General features: G+C 27.5%; 22 protein-coding genes and 1 other annotated feature. Of the genes, 2 read left to right on the forward strand and 20 right to left on the reverse strand.

The features are described from left to right. Positions 1-249, forward strand: a complete 249-nt coding sequence (locus tag I2A66_RS06535; RefSeq protein ID WP_122638974.1) for a TIGR03905 family TSCPD domain-containing protein — start codon at positions 1-3, stop codon at positions 247-249. 103 nt (positions 250-352) lie between these two features. Here the strand turns inward: I2A66_RS06535 and I2A66_RS06540 are convergent, their stop codons facing one another. From I2A66_RS06540 to I2A66_RS06595, 12 genes are all read right to left on the reverse strand, one after another. Next, positions 353-1,372 (reverse strand): ABC transporter ATP-binding protein, encoded by a 1,020-nt coding sequence (locus I2A66_RS06540; RefSeq protein ID WP_122638973.1) that lies wholly within the window; start codon positions 1,370-1,372, stop codon positions 353-355. A gap of 21 nt (positions 1,373-1,393) precedes the next feature. Next, positions 1,394-2,194 (reverse strand): ABC transporter permease, encoded by an 801-nt coding sequence (locus I2A66_RS06545; RefSeq protein WP_164488980.1) that lies wholly within the window; start codon positions 2,192-2,194, stop codon positions 1,394-1,396. An 8-nt stretch (positions 2,195-2,202) separates the two neighbouring features. Beyond that, the gene (locus I2A66_RS06550; RefSeq protein ID WP_147516638.1) at positions 2,203-3,063 is read right to left on the reverse strand and encodes an ABC transporter permease; all 861 of its coding nucleotides are present in this window, start codon (positions 3,061-3,063) and stop codon (positions 2,203-2,205) included. Beyond that, positions 3,056-4,273, reverse strand: a complete 1,218-nt coding sequence (locus I2A66_RS06555; RefSeq protein ID WP_147516639.1) for an ABC transporter substrate-binding protein — start codon at positions 4,271-4,273, stop codon at positions 3,056-3,058. Before I2A66_RS06555 ends, I2A66_RS06550 begins: the two co-directional genes overlap by 8 nt. Positions 4,274-4,283: 10 nt before the next feature. Then, entirely contained in the window at positions 4,284-4,868 is a 585-nt protein-coding gene (locus I2A66_RS06560; protein WP_122638969.1) for a CDP-alcohol phosphatidyltransferase family protein, read from the reverse strand. A 15-nt stretch (positions 4,869-4,883) separates the two neighbouring features. Further along, complete coding sequence (locus I2A66_RS06565) at positions 4,884-5,588, reverse strand: TVP38/TMEM64 family protein (RefSeq protein WP_122638968.1); 705 nt, start codon at positions 5,586-5,588, stop codon at positions 4,884-4,886. After that, on the reverse strand, positions 5,566-6,702 hold the full coding sequence (locus I2A66_RS06570) for a (Fe-S)-binding protein (protein ID WP_122638967.1): 1,137 nt from the start codon (positions 6,700-6,702) through the stop codon (positions 5,566-5,568). Before I2A66_RS06570 ends, I2A66_RS06565 begins: the two co-directional genes overlap by 23 nt. Before the next feature lie 78 nt (positions 6,703-6,780). Further along, the gene (locus tag I2A66_RS06575; RefSeq protein ID WP_122638966.1) at positions 6,781-7,482 is read right to left on the reverse strand and encodes a TVP38/TMEM64 family protein; all 702 of its coding nucleotides are present in this window, start codon (positions 7,480-7,482) and stop codon (positions 6,781-6,783) included. 98 nt (positions 7,483-7,580) lie between these two features. Beyond that, positions 7,581-8,297, reverse strand: coding sequence for a rhodanese-like domain-containing protein (locus I2A66_RS06580; RefSeq protein WP_122638965.1), 717 nt, complete (start codon positions 8,295-8,297; stop codon positions 7,581-7,583). A gap of 186 nt (positions 8,298-8,483) precedes the next feature. Next, positions 8,484-9,797, reverse strand: coding sequence for a bifunctional folylpolyglutamate synthase/dihydrofolate synthase (locus I2A66_RS06585; RefSeq protein WP_122638964.1), 1,314 nt, complete (start codon positions 9,795-9,797; stop codon positions 8,484-8,486). A 167-nt stretch (positions 9,798-9,964) separates the two neighbouring features. Continuing rightward, positions 9,965-11,245 carry a hypothetical protein gene (locus I2A66_RS06590; protein ID WP_195251278.1) on the reverse strand — a complete coding sequence of 427 codons (1,281 nt, stop codon included), beginning with the start codon at positions 11,243-11,245 and terminating at the stop codon, positions 9,965-9,967. Positions 11,246-11,493: 248 nt separating this feature from the next. Next, on the reverse strand, positions 11,494-12,174 hold the full coding sequence (locus tag I2A66_RS06595) for a manganese catalase family protein (protein WP_195251280.1): 681 nt from the start codon (positions 12,172-12,174) through the stop codon (positions 11,494-11,496). A gap of 219 nt (positions 12,175-12,393) precedes the next feature. On the opposite strand from I2A66_RS06595, the gene I2A66_RS06600 reads away from it, so the two are divergent. After that, positions 12,394-12,558, forward strand: coding sequence for a hypothetical protein (locus I2A66_RS06600; protein WP_164488979.1), 165 nt, complete (start codon positions 12,394-12,396; stop codon positions 12,556-12,558). Between the two features lie 154 nt (positions 12,559-12,712). Here the strand turns inward: I2A66_RS06600 and I2A66_RS06605 are convergent, their stop codons facing one another. The 8 genes from I2A66_RS06605 to pstA form a co-directional block, all read right to left on the reverse strand. Next, positions 12,713-15,376: a valine--tRNA ligase gene (locus I2A66_RS06605; RefSeq protein WP_122638961.1), complete on the reverse strand. Its 2,664-nt coding sequence runs from the start codon at positions 15,374-15,376 to the stop codon at positions 12,713-12,715. A gap of 65 nt (positions 15,377-15,441) precedes the next feature. Beyond that, positions 15,442-15,702: a binding site (T-box leader), on the reverse strand. Between the two features lie 74 nt (positions 15,703-15,776). Further along, positions 15,777-16,586, reverse strand: a complete 810-nt coding sequence (locus I2A66_RS06610) for a polysaccharide deacetylase family protein (RefSeq protein WP_122638960.1) — start codon at positions 16,584-16,586, stop codon at positions 15,777-15,779. Positions 16,587-16,623: 37 nt separating this feature from the next. Next, positions 16,624-18,009: a [Fe-Fe] hydrogenase large subunit C-terminal domain-containing protein gene (locus tag I2A66_RS06615; RefSeq protein ID WP_195251282.1), complete on the reverse strand. Its 1,386-nt coding sequence runs from the start codon at positions 18,007-18,009 to the stop codon at positions 16,624-16,626. Positions 18,010-18,076: 67 nt separating this feature from the next. Further along, positions 18,077-18,943 (reverse strand): FUSC family protein, encoded by an 867-nt coding sequence (locus I2A66_RS06620; protein ID WP_122638958.1) that lies wholly within the window; start codon positions 18,941-18,943, stop codon positions 18,077-18,079. 202 nt (positions 18,944-19,145) lie between these two features. Then, entirely contained in the window at positions 19,146-20,549 is a 1,404-nt protein-coding gene (gene gdhA / locus I2A66_RS06625) for an NADP-specific glutamate dehydrogenase (protein WP_164488978.1), read from the reverse strand. 243 nt (positions 20,550-20,792) lie between these two features. After that, positions 20,793-21,446: a phosphate signaling complex protein PhoU gene (gene phoU / locus I2A66_RS06630; protein ID WP_122638957.1), complete on the reverse strand. Its 654-nt coding sequence runs from the start codon at positions 21,444-21,446 to the stop codon at positions 20,793-20,795. A gap of 29 nt (positions 21,447-21,475) precedes the next feature. Beyond that, positions 21,476-22,240 (reverse strand): phosphate ABC transporter ATP-binding protein PstB, encoded by a 765-nt coding sequence (gene pstB, locus I2A66_RS06635; protein ID WP_122638956.1) that lies wholly within the window; start codon positions 22,238-22,240, stop codon positions 21,476-21,478. A 42-nt stretch (positions 22,241-22,282) separates the two neighbouring features. After that, a complete protein-coding gene (gene pstA, locus I2A66_RS06640; RefSeq protein WP_195251284.1) occupies positions 22,283-23,107 on the reverse strand; it encodes a phosphate ABC transporter permease PstA in 825 nt (274 codons plus the stop codon).

Consider the following 23,107-nt stretch of genomic DNA (forward strand, 5'->3'; position numbering starts at 1 on the left):
ATGAGATTTTCTTTTAATCCAAGTGGTGTATGCTGCAAAGAAATGATATTTGAGTTAGATGATAATAATAAAATAGTTGATGTTGATTTTATAGGTGGCTGTCCAGGAAACCTAATCGGAATAAAGCAATTAGTAATGAATCAAGATGCTAGTGATGTTGCTAAAAGATTAGAGAACATAACTTGTGGTGGTAAATCAACTTCTTGTCCAGATCAGCTATCTAAAGCTTTAAAAGAGGCACTTAAGTAAGTAGATAGATAATAATTTAAATATTTACACGTATATGTATATAATATCGAAAAAGTTTGTTATCACTTAAACTATTCTTAAATGATAACAAACTTTTTGTTGATTAGAATAAAACTATATTTTGGGTTTTAATTTCTACCTTTATAATATCACCTTCTTTATAGAAGTTATTATCACTTGATGATTTTAAAATTGTTTCATTTACTTTTACATCATAATATGTTTTTTCTCCTGCATACTTTCGTTTTATTATCTTCCCTTCTATTCCTTCTTTTGAATCTCTGTTTAACAATTTTATACTTTCTTGAGGTATCATTAATTCTACATTATTTATATCTTTTACATCTTTTAAGTTTAATTCTACTGAATTACTTATAAATTTATTATTTTTTATTTTTCCTTGTAAGTAATTTCTATCTCCAAATATATTTGCAACTTCTTTACTATTTGGATTTTCATAAAGATTACTTGGTGTATCATACTGCTTTATTTCTCCATCTAACATTACTGCTACTTTATCACTCATCATTAAAGCTTCTTCTTTGTCATGAGTTACTAAGATTGTCGTTATTTCTAATTTTTTTTGTAAGTTTAATACAAAATCCCTCATTTCATTTCTTAAACTTATATCTAAATTAGAAAATGGTTCATCTAATAACAATACCTTAGGACTTATAGCAAGCGTTCTAGCTATAGCTACTCTTTGCTGTTGTCCTCCAGATAACTCTGATGGGTATTTACTTTTATAATCGTTTAGCTTTACTAATTCTACTAATTCTTGTACTTTCTTAACTCTTGCTTCCTTTTTTACTTTTTTCATTTTTAATCCAAACTCTATGTTTTCAAAAACATTCATATGAGGAAATAATAAGTAATCTTGGAATACTATTGCTGCATCTCTTTTGCCAGTCGGTATATTTTTTACACTAGCCCCATCAAATAAAATATCGCCTTCATCTAGTTCTAAGATTCCAGCTATTATTTTTAGTGTTGTACTCTTTCCACATCCTGATGGACCTAATAAAGATATTATTTCTCCTTCATTTATTTCTAAGTTTATATTTTTAAGTACATTCACTTTATCAAAACTTTTATTCAAATTTATTAGATTAACATGTGACATATCTTTCTCCTTAGGTTTTATCTATATTAAATATGTAGTTTCTTCATTATTCATGTAATACTTCTTTATTCGCTTTTCTATTAATATAAGTAGCATTATACTTACAATTAAAAACACTATACTGTATAAGGCTGATATATTCCTATCTCCACTTTGTATATACGGAAACATTATCATTGGATAAGTTATTATATTACCTCCACCTATAAGCATAGTTAAAAAATATTGACTAAATGATATTATAAAGCACATACTACTTGCGCCTATTATTCCAGGCATTATTAATGGTAATGTAATATATCTAAATACATTGAACTTATTTGCTCCTAGTAATTGTCCTTGAATTTCAAGTTTATTACCTACTAATTTATAAACATCACCTATAATTCTCACAGCATATGGTATACAAGGAATTATATTTATTATTATTACACCAACTAATGTATTTGCTATTTTCATTCTTATAAATGTAATATGTATTCCCATTGCCACAGATACCATTGGTATTATAATAGGTGATAATATTAATAGCTCGAATAATCTTTTTCCTTTAAAATTATATATAGCTATTGCCTTTGCAGATGGTATACTTATTATAATTGTAATAAATACAATAACTAGTGATATTAATATGCTATTAACTAGAATCTTTAAATTTGATTTATTTAGTATATATTCAAATCCCCTAATTGAATAAGTTTTTGGTAGCAAATCTGGATAAGTCCAACTATTTGTAAAGCACCATACTCCTAATATAAATATTGGAGTTATAATTGATATTAAGAGAATATCTATAATTAATTTTCTTATATTTCTTTTCATCATTTCACCTATAATTTGTATCTATATATTTTATAAAATATTTTATTATATATTATTAACAAAACAAAACTTATTAAGGATAAAATCGTATTTATAGCCATAGCTAAAGATCTTTTTCTTAAATCTGAGCTTATATAATTAACATATGAATATACTGATAGAGCTTTAGGTGTACTTGGTCCTATTAAGAATGGAACTTCATATGATCCAAAAGAAAATGCAAATAATATTATAAATGATGAAACTATAGTTGGCATTGATAGAGGCAAAATTATATATATAAAACTTTGAAACTTACTTGCACCTAGATTTAATGCTACTAATTCTAATTTTCCACTTATATTTTTTAGTATATTATAAGTTGTAAGAATAACATAAGGCGTTCCCTTCCATAAGTAAACCAATATTACTCCTATTCCATTTTTATCTGATATTAAATTCAAAAACTGAGATGAATCATTTATTATTCCTAAGTTAAAAAGTATTCTAGATATTATACCAGTCTTAGAGAATATGAATATTATCAATATAACTACGATTATATGAGGTACTATAACTGGTATATTTAATATATATGTTCTGAAATTTGAATATTTATCTTGGCATAATAAATACGCTAGTATAACTCCTATTAAAACTGATAATAAAGCTGAAATTAATGAAGTTTTCATACTAAAGAGAAGAGATTTTAAGAAAGTTGCCTCTCCTAAAATCTCTTTATAATAATCTAAAGTTATACTATTCATACCTATCTGTGGAAAATATCCTAAGCTCTGTACTATACAATTATATATTCCAACAATCATAATAGACGCTAATATGATTCCAGAAGGTGCTATGAGTAAATATGGCTTTAGATTTTTATTCACTTTCTAACACCTCTTCAGTCCATATTTCTTCTATTATAGGTACCATACCTGCACTTAGTTCTGGGACTGAATTACTTATTGTTATACTATCTTCACTAAACTCTGACTTTTCACTATCTGAAACTTTATTCATGTCTAAAACGGTTGTATCTCCCCAGTTTTCAGTGAAAGTCTTTGAAGCTTGAGCATCTACACTCATTAAAAAGTTTATTAATACCATCGCTCCAGCTTGATTAGGAGAATTAAATGGTATACTTAAAAAGTGGGTATTACTTAAATTTCCATTTTTAAACTCTATTATTTCTGTAGTACTGCTAAGTTCACCTGTTTCCATTCTTCCCTTTAATGAATTTGGAGAATATGTCATAGTAAAGTAGACTTCATTATCTGAATACATATTATCTAATTGAGATGTAGTTGATGGATATGTTTTTCCTTCATTCCATAAATAAGGCTTTATCTCATTTAAATAATCTATAGCAGGTTGTATAGCTTCTTTTACTTTTTCTTTATCTTCTGGTAAGTTTGCAACATTTTCATAACCTACTATGTCGTATATTACATTTCTAACAAAAGCACTCGCTGTAAAATCAGGTAATGCTGGATATGTAAATTTACCTGGGTTAGCTGTTATAGCTTCTTTTAAAGATTGTGTATCTGTTATAGTTTGAGTTATTTTATCAGAATTAACAGCTATTGCAAATTGAGATTTCCCCCATGGTGCTTCCATTCCACCTACTTCTGTACCAAAATCTGTAGTAACATCTTCTGATGCAGTATCTACATAGTCATTAAAGTTTGGAAGCTTTCCTACAAATGAACCTAATAATAAATTACTTTCCTTAGCTGTCTTAAAGTTTTCTCCATTTATCCAAACTACATCTATTGAACCATCATTATTATTAGCTTGTTTATCTGATAGTAATTGATTTAGTATTTCATCTATATTCATACCTACTCTTTTTACTGTTATATCGTATTGTTCCTTCATTTGGTCTACTACATAACTATCAAACCATTTATTCATTACTTCATTTCCACCATATCCATAGAAAGTAACAGTAGTACCCTTAGCTTTTTCTAAAATCTCATCATAATTACTATCTAAAATACTTATATTCTTGTCTGTAGATGTTTTACTTGTACATCCTACTAAACTAACAGCTATTGCTAGCACTACACATAATAAACTTAATAATTTCCTTTTCATATTAATTCTCCTAATCTAATATTTTTTTGGCTTCGAAAAATCTTTGCCCAGCTGTAAATAATACTAATACAGAAAATATATTAGTAATTATCCCCAAGTACTGTGGTAGTAATATCATAAGTGAAAATAATATAAATCCTTCAGTTCTTTCTGCTACCCCAGCTTGGTAATAAAATGACTTCATTCCTTTCTTCTCTGAGCAAGCTCCAACAGTTAAGAATATAGTCATTGACATTAATATTGATGCTGTTAATATAAGTAAGTTAAATCTTACGTCTATAAACTTAATGCCAAATACAATTATCATACTTACTTCAACAATTCTATCAGATACTATATCAAGCACTGTTCCAAATGATGAACTAGAGTTACTTTTTCTAGCCATTGCACCATCTACTGCATCTAAATACCCCGATATCCAAAGTATTACTAATCCTAATAAGGGCCTATCAAAATATATAAATATAGATGTTGATATACCTAATAAAAGAGCTAACATTGTAATTTGATTTGGTCTCATTTTTAAATTCAAAAATAATTTTGCACCCATTTCAATAAATGGATTAACATATTTTCTAGCATGTGTATCTAACATTTATTCCTCCTAGCTTTACTTTGTATTATTCTTTAACTCTTTTGATATAAATTTATTTTTTAAGAATATAGAAACCACAAATAAAAGTATTAATAAAGCTATTGATATATAAAAGCTTGTACTACCCATATTCACAGCTTCTGATCCTAGGTTTGTAAATACTAATATCCCTGGAATCGTTCCAACGAACGTAGCTAATATAAAATCTTTATACTTAACAGAAGTAAGACCTGCTCCATAACTTATAACATCAAATGGAAATAGTGGTATTAATCTTAATAAAAATATAATTGTAAATCCTTTATTATTTATCATAACTTCTATATTATCTAATTTTTCTTTGGTAAGTTTTTTAATTATTTCTCTACCCCAATATCTAGATATATAAAAAGATATAGTTCCTCCAATTAATGCTCCTATAGCCGTATATATATATCCTTTAAATAATCCAAAAATTAACCCTCCAGCTATTGCTAGTACAGAATCTGGAAAGAATGTAAGTGGTACTAATGCAAACATTATAATATACACAATTGGTCCAATTTTACCAAAACTTTGTACGTAGTTTTTTATATCTTCTACACCTAAATTTAAACTACATATCTTATAAATAACTATCCCTATTATAGTTAAAAATAATACTCCTAATGTTATCTTTAATATCCTTTTATCATATTTCACTTTAATTTCTCCATACTTATAATTTTTTACTTTTTCCATTTTGTATAGTTTTATATCTCATCTTCCATTTATGAATTACTGATGTTTTATCTTGAGTAAATGACCTTTTATTTATTACATCTTTATTAAAAATAAAATCTAATAAGTGAAGTGAATTCTTTCCAACAGACATCATAGATTCACAACAGGATTCACAATATGAAATTACTGTATCAGTTTTTGCTTGATTAGCTCTTCTTTTAGTTTGTTTTATTGATATATCTGGGTTAGTTACTCTAACCATAGCTCCTGATCCACAACATTCACTATTTTCTCTATTTTTATCAAATTCAATTATCTTCACACCTAAATCATTTAATATCTCTCTTACTGCTTCATGTATTTTAGGTTCTTTTCTTATTGGACAAGGATCGTGAAGGGAGAATTCAAGATCTATGTCTTTATAATAATATTTAAGTTCTTTTGGTACTTTATATTCTTTAATCACACTCCATAAAGTAGTTACTTTTATATTCTTACTACTGTTTCTTATTGTATCAAAACAATTGGGACATGCAACTATAACTTCATCTATATCATTACTTTCAAACAACTTGTCTAATTTAGAGTAATATTTTTTAAACTTATCAGTATCCCCCATTGCTAGTGTTGGTTTACCACAACATTCTACTGCTAAAGATATATTATCTATTCTATCTTTTAGATACTCAAAAGTCTTAATAACTATTTCTGGACTATAGCTAGATAAACTGCATCCTGGTAAAAATATTTTTTTAGTATCTTTAGTTACAAAATTTCTTGAAAACAATGGTGAAAAGCTATTTATCTGATGAAATTTTACTGTATTATACCCTAAAGATTTTAGTTCCTTATTATTGTTACTAGTTATATCTTTTCTAATTCCTAAGTACATTTCTTTCAAATCTATATCCTTTGGACATTTCTCTTTACAAAGATTACAGAACATACAAGAGTAAGGTATATCCTTATTTACTGATTCTTCATTTAATATATCTTTCATTATGTTTTTGGGAGATGATCCATATTCCTTCATCATAGGACAATTATTGTAACATAGTTTACAATTAATACAATCATCATATTTACCTTTTACTAATTCTAAAGTTTTTTTATTTAGGTTTATTTTTTTCATTATAAACACCTCTTATATATAAAATAGGATGACAGTATAAAACATAGATTTATGCTTTAATACTCCATCCATAAGAAATTAATTATTATGCTTTTCACTCCATACCTTTTTAGCTACATATATTAGTATACTTAATGCAAATAAAGTAAGAAGCCCAGTCATCATTAACTTAGCACCACCTGTAAGCATTCCTCCTACATATGAGTAAACTATAGTTGCTGGAAGCTGACCTATTCCAGTGGCTACAAAAAATGATATAAAGCTCATTGATGTTAAACCTGCTGCATAGCTTACTAAGTCAAAAGACATAAACGGAAGTAATCTTGATATTAATATAGTGTGCTTTCCATATTTATCAAAAAACTTATCTATGCTTTCAAGTGCAAACTTACTAGTTAAGCTTTCTACCACACCTCTACCAAGAAACTTTGCTATATAAAAACATAATGTTGCTCCAGCCATAGCACTAGACCAAGAAAGTATAGCTCCATACACCCATCCAAATAGCGCAGCATTAGCAAAAGTTATTACGAATGCTGGAAGAGGAGCTGCAACTGACTGAAGTATCATTAATAAAAATGATATTACCGGAGCCCACATTCCAAAGGATAATATATATTCCTTTAAACCATCCATATCAAGAGATATTAAATATGATGTCATTTTATTAATAACTTTATTTACTGATGGATTAAATATGTAAATTAATAATGATACTAAAATTATTCCTAATGTAATCCAAAATGTTTTATTTAAACTCTTTTTTCTATTTTCTTTCATATTGATAAACTTATATATCCTTTCTACTTAATTAGCTTTTAAATTAAATTAGGGAATATAAAAATAAGTATTTTATACCCCCATTTTACTTTAATATATTATTTAACTAAATTAAAATCGTATTCTTTAACACCATCAACTGAGTTGACTACGTTTTTAAAACCTTTATCTTTTAATAATTCAGCTACTTGAGCACTTCTTCTACCTATAGAGCAATATATTAATATATCTTCATCTTTATGATCATCAATTTCATTTAATCTTGATTCAACTTCATCAATAGGTATATTAACTGCATTTTTTATACTACCTTTATCATAATCTTTTGCATCTCTAACATCTAATATAAAAGCATCTTTATTTTCTTCAACTAACTTCTCAAATTCATTTCCAGTTACATTAGTATAATCAACTGTTTTATAATCAAATTCATCCATACCATCTTCTGCATTATATACTTTAGTAAACCCATTATCTATTAACATCTTAGCTGCCTTACCACTTTTATTACCTGTATGACATATTAATAGTATTTTTTGATCTTTATATATTTCTAACTCAGATATTTTTCCTTCAAACTCATCAAATGGTATATTTATAGCATTTGCTAAATGACCTTTTATATAATTTTCTTCATCTCTAACATCTATTACTAGTACATTTTCATTTTCATCAGCTAACTTTTCAGTCTTAGTAGAATCTATTTTGTTATAGCCTACTTCCCCTTTATTTGAAGAGCACCCCACTAAGCCACCTATTGCTAATACTAATAGCATTCCAACTGATAGTGATTTTACTATTTTCTTTACATTCATTTTTTAATCTCCCTCTAAATATATAATTTTATATTATAATTACAAGCTTTTGACCATGTTCAATTATACCAAATGATATTTTTAAGTAAACTTATATAGAAAACTTCTATACTATAATATTTTTGTATAGAAGTTTTCTATATAAAAATTACCCTTGAATAAATCCAAGGGTAACTTTGTTTAGTATTATTTTTGAATTAAAAGCTCTTTTTCTTTTACTAAAGTTCTAACTGCTCCTATCATATATAATGATCCAGCACTTATTATTACATCATCTTCTTTAGAATTATTTAAAGTATAATTAACTGCATCATCTATATTCTCTATTGAAATTACATTATCTACATACTTAGATATTTTATTTTTTAATTCTTCACTATTTATAGCTCTATCATTATCTGGAGTTGTAGTTACCACTTTATCAAACTTAGGCATCAGTATTTTTAATACACTATCTATATCTTTATCTGCCAACATCCCTATTAGCATTGTTAATTTCTTATTTGGGAAGTTTTTATCTAAAGCCTTTGATAATGACTTTGCTCCATCTTCATTATGAGCTCCATCTATTATAAACATAGGATTTTCTTTTATCTTTTCTATTCTTCCAGGCCACTTAGTAGTTAAAAGACCTTTTCTTATAGATTCATTACTTACTTTAACATCTTTATTATCTCTTAAATACTTAATTACATTTAATGCAACTATTGAATTATTTATTTGATGATCTCCTATTAATTTTATTTCTATGTCATCAAATTTTTCTAACATAATATCACAATCATATACTTGAGAGTATATATCTGATTTTTTAATATATATATTATCAAAGTTTACTTCTATATAGTTTGCATTTTTATCTTTACAAACTTCTTTTATAACGTCTTCTGCTTCCTTAACTTGCTTATATACTATAGCGGTTCCATTTTCCTTTATTATTCCAGCTTTTTCATAAGCTATTTTTCCTATAGTATCCCCAAGAACACCAATATGATCTAAACTTATAGATACTAATACACTTACTAATGGATTCTTAATTACATTAGTAGAATCATATCGTCCACCTAGTCCAACTTCTAGAACCACATAATCTATTTCTTGTTCATTATAATAATAAAATGCCATAGCAGTTACTATTTCAAATTCTGTAGGTGCAGAATAACCTTCGCTAACCATTATATCTATTTTATCTTTTATTAAAGTTATTATTCTTGCAACATCATCCTCTGGTATATTTTCTCCATTTACTCTTATTCTTTCTGTAAAAGTTTCTAAGTACGGAGATGTATAAAGTCCTACTTTATATCCTTCTTCTTTTAAAATATTTGCTACAAAAGAGCAAACTGATCCTTTTCCATTTGTACCTGCTACATGAACCACTTTTAAATTTTCTTGAGGATTACCTAAAAGCTCCAATAATTTTCCAGTACAATCTAATCCTAATCTTATACCAAACTTATGAGTATCTGCTATATATTTTAATGATTCTTGGTAATTCATCCTTCTTCCCCCTTGTCATTTTTTATAAATTATCTATATAATATCTATGATTCATTTTGACTTAACTTATAAAATTTCTATATTTTATAAGTTAATTATAGTATATTTATATATCTATAACAAAGAATTTATTGTATATATAAATTAAAAATATCCATTAGAGTACTCTAATGGATATTTTTAATTACTTCATTATAGATGTCTTTATTTATTTTATAAATTACATTTTCATCACTACTTGTATATCTTACATACTCTTGATTATTGTAAAATTCTAAACTAATATCTGTATCATCATTTATAGTTAATATAATATCACCTTGAAGATTAAAATCATCATTTTGCTCTTCCCAACTTATAAATTCAAAAGAATCTAATAAGCTACATATCTTTTCATAATCATCTTCAATACTTAAAATTTCTTCTTTATTATCTCTTAAGTCTTTAACTTTTAAATATGATATATTATCATCTATAAGTTCTTGATTTTTCCTTGGATATAACACATAGGCATCAGTATATACACTTTCTGTACCATATGTATCTTCTGTATTATTTGACATTTCCTTCATAAGGCTAAACCAAATAATTCCACCACTCATTGGTAATTCTCTTCTTTGAGCCTTTTTATATGTATATTTCTCATAGTCTTCTATATAGTATATAGTATCACCATTATCTACTTGTTCACTTCCTGTTGAATAGTTATTTTCATCATAAGTTAAATAGTAAGATACTATTTCTTTATCAGTTTTACTTGTATCAAATTTAATATTAGATATAGCTTTTAAAAGCTCTTTTATTTCAATTGTATTTGTTCCTATTTCATTATAATTATAAAATGCATTCCAGTATGAGTCTACTTTATCACTATACTTATTTATCATTATATTATAGCCTTCATCCTCTTTGTTTTTAGATATATTATAATATTTATCATCACTTATAAATGAATAACTTATATTCTCTATATTATCATCATAATAGCTTAATCTAAAGTCTTTAGGTATAATGTAATCATTTAATTTCAGATTTTCTTCTATTAACTTATAATCATCTTCTATACCTTTAACACTATTATTTTCTATTCTTACAAATCTATCTCGGTATTCTAGTCCATTATAAATAAAGCCACATACAATTCCAATTCCTAATACTATTATTCCTAGATTGGCTGATTTGTGTTTAATTACTTTATTTTTTCTATCTTTATCTTTCATCCATAAAGCATAGATTCCATATCCTACTGGAATTATGAATTTGATATAAATATCTATATTAAAGGTAAAACATCCTAGAAGATAAAATCCTATTAATTTTAAAACTAAGTAATCTTCATTCTCTTCTCTCTCTTTATAAAATTTTATTAATATAAATATTACATCTAATATAATTACCCAGCTTGAATATTCAAATATAGTCGTTGCTATGTCTAATATATAGTCCACCTTTTCCCCCTAAAAATAATATACTTTTCATTATTATATATCATATAAAACCCTATTTCCATATTATTCTATTTTATTAAACACCTATAATTTTATATTAATACATATTAGTACATAAATTTATAACATAGTAAAAATGACCTACTCAAAGGTCACTTTATGGTTTATATATAATATTTTTTATTTTATAAATAATTTTTTTATAATATTAAGTTAATCTCAGTAATATTAACACTTTATATGTATTACTATTTCTTTAATGGTTGTTCAAAAGAAGGTGGATTAACATTATTTAATACAGTGTCATGATTTGGTCCAGGAGTTGATAAATCAAAGTATAATTTAGAATCTTTAGTAACTCCAAAATCTCTATTTGAACCAGTATTTTGTACTTTATTTAAAGCATCTCTAAATAAAGCATTATGTGCTTCCTCTCTATTAAGTAAAAAGTCTATTGTTTCTCTTACATATTTATCTTCTATTTGTCTATATAAATATTCATATACAACTTTAGCTCTTTGCTCAGATGCTATATTAGATAATAAATCTGCCACTAAGTCGCCTGTCACACTTACATAATTTGCTGTCCAAGGCTCACCTGATGAGTTTATTAAAAATGGAGCTAATCCAGGTAATACATGTGTCTCTATTTCACCTTGTCCAACTTTATTATAGTCAACTTCATGTCCATTTAATAAATTAATAGTTTGAGCCACCATTTCCATATGGCTAAGTTCTTCTGCTGCTATATCTAAAAATAAATCTTTTAGTTGTGGATCTTTTACCCTAAAACTTTGAGATAAATATTGCATTGCAGCCTTTAACTCACCATTTGCTCCTCCTAATTGTTCTTGCATAAGAACAGCATATTGAGGATTAGGTTTTTCTACTTTTACTTCACGTAATAAAGCTTTATCATGTTTAAACAAATCAATATACCTCCTTTATGTTGTATAAAAATATTATTAACATAAAAATAAAATATATTAATGATTTATATCATAATAAAAATAAAACATAATTTTATAAAATAAAAAATGTACGTTACTATTTTCTCAAAGTCATCTATAGTTAAATTTTATCATAAATATTTATATGGCTTATTTATACACATATTGGAGATAATAAATTTTAAGAGGTGATGTTTAATGAATAACGAAAATATTTTAAGTAACAATTTACCGACAGACTTAAAAGTTCAATTAGATATTTTAGCTACAGAAAATCGTACCACAACAGATAATTTAATACTAACAATTCTAAATAACTACGTAAAAAATGAATTCGAAGACTCTGACAATATTATAGAATAATATATTTCTTATATACTAAATCCTCAAAATAAATTGACTATAACTTTATATCTAATATAATAAAAAATAGTTAGTACATTGCAAATTCTCTTAATCTGCTTGTACTAACTATTTTCATCTTTAAGTCAACTAAATTATCATTGATTTAAGTTATCTATTTCATTTTTAATTCTAAATTTTCAAGTCTTTCTACTACAGACTTCATCATTTCTTCGAATTTTTCTTTTTTAGCTTTTTCAGCATTTATTAATGCCTCTGGAGCTTTTGCAACAAATCCCTCATTAGAAAGTTTTCCGTTAACTCTCTTTATTTCACTTTCTAATTTAGCTTTTTCTTTGCTTAATCTTTCTATTTCTTTTGCAAAGTCAACTAATTCATCAAGAGGTATAAATATTTTAACTCCATCTATAACAACACTTACAGCATCTTCTGGTATATTATCTTCATTAGCCACTATTTCAACTTCAGATGCAGATGCTAATGTTACAAAGTAATCACAACCTGCAACCATCGCTTCTTTCTTTTCTTCAGTTGGAACTATTATTACCTTAGCTTTCTTTGATGGTGGAACATTCATTTCAGCTCTTACATTTCTTATATTTCTTATTCCATCCATTGTTAAGCTCATCATTTCCTCTTCTTTAGCCATATTATCAGCTTCAGTGTAGTGAGGGAATGAAGATATAACTATACTTCCTTCTACTGTTGGTAAATGAGTATATATTTCTTCTGTTATAAATGGCATATATGGGTGTAATAATTTTAATATTTTTTCTAATACATAAGTTAATGTATATAAAGCAGCTTGTTTAGCTTCTTTATCTTCACTGTATAATCTTGGTTTAACTATTTCTATATACCAGTCACAGTATTCTGACCATGCGAAGTCATATATCTTTTGAGCTGCTATACCAAGGTCAAACTTATCCATATTGTCAGTAACTTCTTTAACAACATTGTTTGCTCTTGAGATTATCCACTTATCAGCTAAAGTTAAATTAGCTTCAACAGACTCTCTATTTACACCTTCCATTATTTCTGTATCTATATTCATGAATACGAATCTTGACGCATTCCATAACTTATTAGCAAAGTTTCTTGCAGCTTCTACTCTTTCCATGTAGAATCTCATATCATTTCCTGGGGAATTTCCTGTTGCTAACATGAATCTTAACGCATCAGCACCATATTGGTCGATTACTTCTAATGGATCTATACCATTACCTAAAGATTTACTCATTTTTCTACCTTGAGAGTCTCTTACAAGTCCATGTATTAATACATGCTCAAATGGCTTTTCATTCATACAGAACATTCCTGCAAATGCCATTCTTACTACCCAGAAGAATATTATATCGTATCCAGTAACTAATACACTAGTTGGGTAGTAGTAGTTTAATTCTTCTGTATTATTTGGCCAACCTAATGTTGAGAATGGCCATAATGCTGAAGAGAACCAAGTATCAAGTACATCTTCATCTTGCTTTAAGTTAGTGCATCCACACTTACATGCTTGTGGCTTAGATTTAGCAACTATTACTTCACCACAATCTTGGCAGTAATAAGCTGGTATTTGATGACCCCACCATAACTGTCTTGATATACACCAGTCTCTTATATTTTCTAACCATTGTAAGTAAGTTTTATCAAACTTATCTGGAACAAATTTTAATTCTTGCTTTTTAAGTATCTCTATTGCAGGTTTTGCAAGCTCGTCCATTTTAACAAACCATTGATCTGATAGTCTTGGTTCTATTACTGTATGACATCTATAGCAAGAACCTACATTATGGTTATGATCTTTTATAGCTATTAAGTATCCAGCTTCGTCTAAATCAGCTATAAGTTGTTTTCTACACTCATATCTGTCCATACCTTCGTACTTACCAGCTAAACTATTCATTGTTCCATCTTCGTTCATTACATTTATTTGCTCTAAATTATGTCTTTTTCCTACCTCATAGTCATTAGGGTCATGAGCTGGAGTCATTTTAACAGCACCTGTACCGAACTCTGCATCAACATAATCATCAGCAACTATTATAAGCTCTCTTCCTACTAATGGAAGTATTGCATGCTTTCCTACTAAATGAGTATATCTTTCATCTTCTGGATTTACAGCTATACCTGTATCTCCTAATAATGTTTCTGGTCTAGTTGTAGCTATTTCTAAAAATTCATCACTACCTGCTATTGGGTATTTTATGTGATAGAATTTACCTTCATGCTCTTCATGTTCAACTTCAGCATCAGATAAAGTAGTTTTACAATCTGGACACCAGTTTATTATTCTGTTTCCTCTATATATTTGACCTTTTTCATAAAGTTTCACAAAGAACTCAGTAACAGCTTCATTACATCCTTCATCCATTGTAAATCTTTCTCTGTCCCAGTCACAAGAATCTCCTAATTGTTTCATTTGGTCTACTATTTTTCTACCAAATTCATTTCTCCAATCCATAGCTCTCTTTAAGAATTCTTCTCTTCCTAATTCGTACTTAGATTTTCCTTCTTGTTCTCTTATTCTTTCAACAACTTTAACTTCTGTTGCTATAGAAGCATGGTCAGTTCCTGGTTGCCATAAAGCTTCGTATCCGTCCATACGCTTCCATCTTATAAGTATATCTTGTAATGTATGGTCAAGTGCATGTCCCATATGTAATTGCCCAGTTATGTTAGGCGGTGGAAGCATTATTGTAAATGGCTTTTTATTTGGATTTGGGCTAGATTTAAAGTATCCTTTTTCTACCCACTCTGAATATAATCTTGATTCAAAGTCTTTAGGATTATACGTTTTTGATAAATTAGTATTTTCCATTGATATTTCCTCCTGCTTATTAATTATTCTAATTTGTATAATAAAAAAGAGCTTTTAGTCCTTATAATAAGGACGAAAAGCTCGCGTTACCACCTTAATTCTAAGATTTAAATTCAAAATTGTATCGTTGCATCATTCAAATACAAAAAATTTTCCTCTTAGCTCTCAATAAATTTTAACGATTTTCACCGTCTAAGTCTACTATTAATTCAACCTAGAAACTCCGAAGCTACCTTCTGTAAACCTATACTTAGAAAACCTTCCAGCCTATGAGTTTTCTTCTCTATTAGCAGTATTTACATACTCCTCTTCTTCACTGTATTTTTTTATATTATTTTATTTATTAATTATATCTAATTATCATTATTATTGTCAATTACTTATAATAATATAAGTAATTTTAGCTATTAGTATTCCCTACCCAAAAGTTTTTAGGCTCTATATTTTCAGTTATAGGAAGTAAAGTATACCCCCTCTCTTTTAAAATCTTAATCGTATCACTTAATGCTTTTACACTTTCTTCTTTTTCATGCATTAAAACTACTATTTCTTCTCTTTCTCTTCCATAATACAATATATTACTTACAATTTGATCTTTACTTGATTTCCAATCTAATGTATCAAGAGTCCAATCCCAAACTAAATATCCATTATCAATTAGATTATTGTAATTTACTTCTGGTGTATATGGTTTACTTCCATATGGAAGTCTTATTAATTTTGATGTTTCTCCTGTAATATCATAAAGTGTTTTATTACAAGTTTCAAACTCTTCTAAAGAAGATGTTGCAGTTTTATATAATTCTTCTACATCATGACTAACACCATGAAATCCTACTCCATGTCCTTCATCTACCATTCTTTTTATTTCATCCTCATATTTTTTCATATTATCATTTAACATAAAAAATGTACCTTTTACATTATTTTCATCTAATATATCTAATATCTGACTAGTATACTTTGATGGCCCATCATCTATTGTTATATATGCTATTTTATCTTGTGTTGCTCCAGGACCTTTACTTATTTCATTTGCACTATTATCTATGATTTCAGTTACACTTTTATTTGAATTTAAGCTATCATCAATATTGCTATATTTATCTTTAATATTATAGCTATATTTAAAAGAAATACCTATACTTATCAAAATTGCACTTACAAATACCCCCATTAATATTTTTAATACTTTTCTATTATCCCCCATATTCTAATCCCCTTTAAATAAAGATTAAGTTAAATTATCATTTAGTACTTCTCTCAAAAATTTTTTGAATTTTTTCATGATCTTTAACATTTAAATTCTCTACTTTTAAAATACCTATTTGTATTAAAAATTGAGCTACATTTAAATTATCAAGTGGCGTTTTCATATCCGCTTCATTTGAATATTTGTCCACATTTGCACTACCCTTATCTACTGATAAAAGTTTCTTAGGTCCTCCTATGCAACCCCCGATACATCCCATTCCTTCTATAAAATTAACATCTAGTTCTTTATTTATAACTTTGTTTAAACCTTCAATACATTCTTTAGCACCTTGAAATGCTATAGGTTTAAACTTAATACTTGAGTCAATTTCTTTTAATGTAGCTTCTATAGATTTGCTAACACCCCCTGATTTTGCATATATTCGTCCACAGTAAGAAGATTCTTCTCTAGCATCTTCTTCAATATCTAATAAGTTTACATTTAAAGCTTTAAAAATTTGCTCTATCTCCTCAAAAGTAAGTACAAAATCTATTGCATCATTTAAAGCATCTTCCTTAGCTTCTTCCTTTTTAGCTATACATGGTCCAATAAAAACTACTTTTGCACTAGGATTCAAAATTTTAATTATTCTTCCACAAGCAATCATTGGCGATACAGATGTAGATATTTTATCAGCCACTATAGGAAATTTATTTTTTACTAAGTTAACCCATACAGGACAACAGCAACTTGTTATAAAAAATTCCTTATTATTATTATTCATATTTTCATAAAAGCTATATGCTTCTTTAGCTGTAAGTATATCAGCTGCAAACGCAACTTCTATCATATCTTCAAATCCTATACTTTTAAGGGCACTTCTTAAAATTCCAGCAGTTACATTTTCTCCAAATTGTCCAATAAAAGCTGGCGCTACTGCTGCATATACTGGATACTCTTTACTCTTAAGCATATTTATCATCGGTATAAACTCAATTTTATCCGATATAGCACCTAGCTTACATTTATACATACATTGTCCACATGAACTACATGTACTTTCCTTATTACAATGTATATGCTTACTCTTAGTTAAACATTCACCTTTACTACTTTCACAATACTTGCAAGCATCATCTATTATAGAAATTACAGGCATTTGAATTTGTTTTAGATTAGTAGCTTCATTAATTAAACCTTTTAAATTTACATCATCGATTCTATCAATAGGATCAAGACCCATTATTATTCTTATTAAGTTGATAACTGTTCCTTCATCTATTTCCTTATTTATATCATTTCGCAAATCTTTTAGCACTTTTTGAGGAATCTCATTTATATCATTTAGATTTTCATACCATATAATTCTTATTAATTCTTGAAAAATTTTTGATTTATAATTACTTAAAATTTGATTTTCTATATAGATAGGTTTCATATAGCACCTCCCAAATAGGCTTATATATCTAATATTTGTAGAGGAGCTATATTTTATTAATGAATTGTTATTTGAAATCATTTATATAACTTAATTTATCTATCTTTTCTATTATTTTTTCTAAATGAAAGTTAAATACAGGAGATTTATGATCATCTATATCCCAGTTAAACTCCTCTCCTTTATAAAACTTCTTTAATATTTTATAGTTTTTTTTACTTAGATAAAGCTTTTCTTCTAATAATTCTATAGATTTCATATGAAAATATATTTGTTCGCATATACCAATTGCTTCTTCTAGTTCATCTGTATTTACATTATTTTTACTAAAATCTAACTCATCTAGAAATTTAGAGTACACACATTCTAATTTATTAAATGATTCTCTATATTTGCTTATATCAAAGTGTTCATTATTTATAATTCTTAATTTTATAAATTCTTTAGATAATATTTCCATATTTATAAATTCGCTTACTGTATTTTTTAGGTAATCTGGTCTAGCAAACATGTAATTTACAAGTACTCCAAAGATTACACCCATTGATGTATCTATAACTCTATGAATTGCATAATACCCTGGTTCAGCACTTATATTTCCTAAGTATATTGCTGAAAAAGTTACTACTGATACGATTCCCCCACCTGTATTTAATATAGTACATCCATATATAACTGCCATTACACCTATTCCACATAAAATTGGATCTTCAGGTTTAATAATAGCCATTAAGTATCCAATCAATCCTCCAAGCATTGTCCCTCTTACTCTGCCTAGCCCCTCTTTTAATGATCCACGTACTGTATCTTGGACTGATAATGCACACGCTGCAACTGCAAAAAACATTTTTTGTATAACAAACTGCCCAAATATGCAACAAAGCATAACCGCTATACCAGTCTTAATTGTCCTCATACCTAGCTTAATTTTCAACTGTTAAACCTCCCGATGTGATTATACCGATATATTTACTTATATAGTATAATCTAAAAAAAAATATATTGGTAGACTGTATACAATATTCCCTATTAATTCTAGATATTTTTATAAAAAAAGATGTATTTAATAATTATAATTTTAAAAATAAAATATGTAATCATTAAATACATCATATATTAATTTCCGATAAAATTTATTATATTATCCCTTGACTCATCATAGCATCTGCTACTTTAATAAATCCAGCTATATTAGCTCCTACAACATAGTTGCCATCTTTACCATATTCTTTAGCAGCTTCTTTAGATGAATTAAATATGTTTATCATTATTTCTTTTAATTTGTTATCTACTTCTTCAAATGACCATGAAAGCCTCATACTATTTTGCGCCATTTCTAAAGCTGATGTTGCAACTCCTCCTGCATTTGCAGCCTTTGCTGGAGCTACTAAAATATTATTTTTTAGTAAATAATTTAAAGCTTCATTTGTACAAGGCATGTTTGCACCTTCTCCAATTGCTTTTACTCCATTATTAACTAATACTTTAGCTTCCTCTATAGTTATATCATTTTGAGTTGCACAAGGTAAAGCTATATCACACTTTACTGACCAAATGCCTTTTTGTCCTTCAAAATAATGAGCATTATGTTTTCTTTCTGCATATTCTTTAATTCTCTTTCTTTCAACTTCTTTGATTTGTTTAATTAAGTCTATATCAATCCCATTTTCATCAACTATGTATCCATTAGAATCACACATTGCAATTACAGTTGCCCCTAATTGTTGTATCTTTTGTGCCGCATATATAGCAACATTTCCCGCTCCTGATATAACAATCTTTTTCCCTTGAATACTTTCTCCATGAGCCTTTAACATTTCATCTACAAAGTATATAAGACCATACCCTGTTGCTTCAGTTCTTACTAATGATCCACCATAATTTAATCCTTTTCCAGTTAGGACTCCAGGCTCATTAGCATTTCTTATCCTTTTATATTGTCCAAATAAGTATCCTATTTCTCTTCCTCCAACTCCTATATCTCCAGCTGGAACATCTACATCTGGACCTATATGTCTATATAACTCTGTCATAAAACTTTGACAGAATCTCATTATCTCTCTATCTGATTTTCCTTTAGGGTCGAAATCTGCTCCTCCTTTTCCTCCCCCTATAGGTAATCCAGTTAATGAATTTTTAAATATCTGCTCAAATCCTAAAAATTTTATTATACTTCCATTTACCGAAGGGTGAAATCTTAATCCACCTTTATAAGGTCCTATTGAGCTATTAAATTGTACTCTAAAACCTCTATTAACTTGAACTTGACCTCTATCATCAATCCAAGGAACTCTGAAAATAATTTGTCTTTCTGGCTCTACAATTCTTTCTAAGATACTTTCCTCCATATATTCTGGATGTTTAACTAATACAGGCTCTAAAGATTTTATAACCTCTTCAACAGCTTGATGAAATTCTTCGTCCCCCTTATTTCTTTCTTTAACTTGATTTATAACATTTTTTACATATTGAGTTGCTTTAATCTCAACTACAGTCTCCTCAAGTAATCCACTTACTGATTCAATAACTTTCGAACTCATTTTAATCCCCCTAATTAATTGAATTGTTAAATCTCTCTTATATAATTTTATACTTTAAACAAAATTTTTCCAATAGTACAACTATAATTCTTTAAAAATTTCTGAATTTTCAGTAATATACTATTATATATTTATCTAAAATATAAAACTACTTAATTTTATTATATGAAAATAACTTTCATTATATAAAAATAATTTGCACAATATTGTAGTGTTTATCTACTTATATTATGCAAATTATTTTTAATCAATCTCTATCATTTTACCATTAGCTACGTATATAATTTTTTCACATATATTAGTTATATGGTCCCCTATTCTTTCAAGATATCTAGCTACAAATAAAATTCTTGTTCCTTGTTCTACATTTTTAGCTTTTTCGCTCATTATACTTATAATATCTGGCTTAGAAATTTTATATATTTCATCAATTTTATCATCTCTAGATGCTATATCATATGCTAACTTTTCGTCACAGTCAGATAATGATTTTTTTATATCACTAAGCATACTTAAACATACACTTCCCATTTCTTCTATTCGATTTAATTTCATAATATGATCTTCATTTTCTATAGCTAGTGCCTCTTCAGCTATATTTTCAGCATAATCACCTATTCTTTCTAATTCTATAGCTATATTACTTAAAGCATATATAAACCTTAAATCTTTTGCCATTGGTTGCTTTAGTACAATTAATTCTATACTTCTATCCCTTATATATTCTCTTAACGTATCTATATCTTCATCTAACTTAATAACTTTTCTTGCACTATCTAAATCCTTATTTACTAGGCTATTTATTGATAAAGAAACTGCATCTTCACACTTTTCAACCATCCTGATTGCATATTCTCTTAAAGTATTTATGTTAAATTCTAACCTTGTAACCATCATGATTTTACTCCTTTTATATTATATAAATTCTAACCAAATCTACCTGTAATATAATCTTCTGTACGCTTATCAAAAGGATTAGTAAATATAGTTTTAGTTTCGTTAAATTCTACCAATTCCCCATTTAAGAAAAATCCTGTCTCATCAGAGATACGTGCTGCTTGTTGCATATTATGAGTAACTATTATAATAGTGTAATGTTTCTTAAGTGTTTCTATAAGTTCCTCAACTTTTAAAGTTGATATTGGGTCTAGAGCTGATGTTGGTTCATCCATAAGTATTACTTCTGGCTTCATAGCAATTGCTCTAGCTATACATATACGTTGTTGTTGACCACCTGATAAACCAAGAGCAGAAGACTTAAGTCTATCTTTAACCTCATCCCAAATTGCTGCACCTTTTAAACTTTCCTCTACGATTTTATCTAATTCTTTTTTATCTTTTATACCATGTATTCTTGGACCGTAAGCTACATTATCATATATACTCATTGGGAACGGATTTGGTTTTTGAAATACCATACCTACTTTTGTTCTTAATTTTATTACATCGTCAGATTTATATATATCTTCACCATCAACTTCTATTTTTCCTTTTATTGTTACATTATCTATTAAGTCATTCATTCTATTTAGTGTTCTTAGGAATGTAGATTTACCACATCCAGAAGGACCTATTAATGCAGTTACTTTATTTGACTTTATATTCATATTTATTTTTTTTAAAGCTTGATTGTTTCCATAAAATAAATCTAAGTTATTTACATTTAGTTTTGTTTTATTTATCATACTCATAATCCTTACCTCTCAGATATATTTTCTATATTTATATAAACTTTAGTAATTTGCTTTATTTAATTTATTTGCTATTATTTTAGCTATAGTATTTAAAGTTAATACTATGACTATTAATACTATACCTAGCGCTGCAGCCGTTTCAATATCTCCAGTTTCTTTAGTTAAAAGATATGCATGAACAGTCAATGTTCTTGCACTGCTAAATATTCCGGTTGGCATTTGAGCAACAGTACCTGCAGTTAAAAATATCGCTGCTGATTCACCTATAACACGACCTACAGATAATATTATTCCCGAAAGTATCCCTGGTACTGCACTTGGAAGAACTACCTTATATAAAGTTTGGAATTTTGTTGATCCAAGAGCTAAAGAAGCTTCTCTATAAGCTTTAGGTACAGTTTTTAAAGCTTCTTCTGTAGTCCTTATTATTAAAGGTAATATTATTATTGCAACTGTTAACGCTCCTGATAAAATTGAAAAACTTAATTTTAAAACAGTTACAAAGAAAATCCCTCCAAATAGACCATATATTATAGATGGTATTCCTGCTAAGCTCTCTGTTGCAAATCTTATTGCTTTTACTAATTTACCTTGCTTAGCATATTCTTGCATATAAATAGCTGATAATATACCAATCGGTGTTGCTATAACTATAGAAAGTACAACCATATAAATTGTTGTTATTATCATAGGAAGTATTCCACCATCTCCAGACGATGAGTAATCACTTATTAAAAATTGTAAGTTAAGTTTTCCTATACCTTTAGTAAATATATATCCTACTATTATAGCTAATGTTCCTACTGTAAATACTGCTGATAGATAGATTAAAAACTTTAATATATTATCTTTTAATTTCCTCAC

Origin of the sequence: Romboutsia sp. 1001713B170207_170306_H8 (assembly GCF_015550495.1) — a bacterium.
GTDB lineage: Bacteria > Bacillota > Clostridia > Peptostreptococcales > Peptostreptococcaceae > Romboutsia_E.

Bases quoted from the DNA above. Each gene is read 5' to 3' on its own strand.
- I2A66_RS06535 (WP_122638974.1), top strand. From the start codon at position 1: ATGAGATTTTCTTTTAATCCAAGTGGTGTATGCTGCAAAGAAATGATA.
- I2A66_RS06540 (WP_122638973.1), bottom strand. From the start codon at position 1,372: ATGTCACATGTTAATCTAATAAATTTGAATAAAAGTTTTGATAAAGTG.
- I2A66_RS06545 (WP_164488980.1), bottom strand. From the start codon at position 2,194: ATGAAAAGAAATATAAGAAAATTAATTATAGATATTCTCTTAATATCA.
- I2A66_RS06555 (WP_147516639.1), bottom strand. From the start codon at position 4,273: ATGAAAAGGAAATTATTAAGTTTATTATGTGTAGTGCTAGCAATAGCT.
- I2A66_RS06560 (WP_122638969.1), bottom strand. From the start codon at position 4,868: ATGTTAGATACACATGCTAGAAAATATGTTAATCCATTTATTGAAATG.
- I2A66_RS06565 (WP_122638968.1), bottom strand. From the start codon at position 5,588: ATGGAAAAAGTAAAAAATTATAAGTATGGAGAAATTAAAGTGAAATAT.
- I2A66_RS06570 (WP_122638967.1), bottom strand. From the start codon at position 6,702: ATGAAAAAAATAAACCTAAATAAAAAAACTTTAGAATTAGTAAAAGGT.
- I2A66_RS06575 (WP_122638966.1), bottom strand. From the start codon at position 7,482: ATGAAAGAAAATAGAAAAAAGAGTTTAAATAAAACATTTTGGATTACA.
- I2A66_RS06580 (WP_122638965.1), bottom strand. From the start codon at position 8,297: ATGAATGTAAAGAAAATAGTAAAATCACTATCAGTTGGAATGCTATTA.
- I2A66_RS06585 (WP_122638964.1), bottom strand. From the start codon at position 9,797: ATGAATTACCAAGAATCATTAAAATATATAGCAGATACTCATAAGTTT.
- I2A66_RS06600 (WP_164488979.1), top strand. From the start codon at position 12,394: ATGAATAACGAAAATATTTTAAGTAACAATTTACCGACAGACTTAAAA.
- I2A66_RS06605 (WP_122638961.1), bottom strand. From the start codon at position 15,376: ATGGAAAATACTAATTTATCAAAAACGTATAATCCTAAAGACTTTGAA.
- I2A66_RS06610 (WP_122638960.1), bottom strand. From the start codon at position 16,586: ATGGGGGATAATAGAAAAGTATTAAAAATATTAATGGGGGTATTTGTA.
- I2A66_RS06615 (WP_195251282.1), bottom strand. From the start codon at position 18,009: ATGAAACCTATCTATATAGAAAATCAAATTTTAAGTAATTATAAATCA.
- gdhA (WP_164488978.1), bottom strand. From the start codon at position 20,549: ATGAGTTCGAAAGTTATTGAATCAGTAAGTGGATTACTTGAGGAGACT.
- phoU (WP_122638957.1), bottom strand. From the start codon at position 21,446: ATGATGGTTACAAGGTTAGAATTTAACATAAATACTTTAAGAGAATAT.
- pstB (WP_122638956.1), bottom strand. From the start codon at position 22,240: ATGAGTATGATAAATAAAACAAAACTAAATGTAAATAACTTAGATTTA.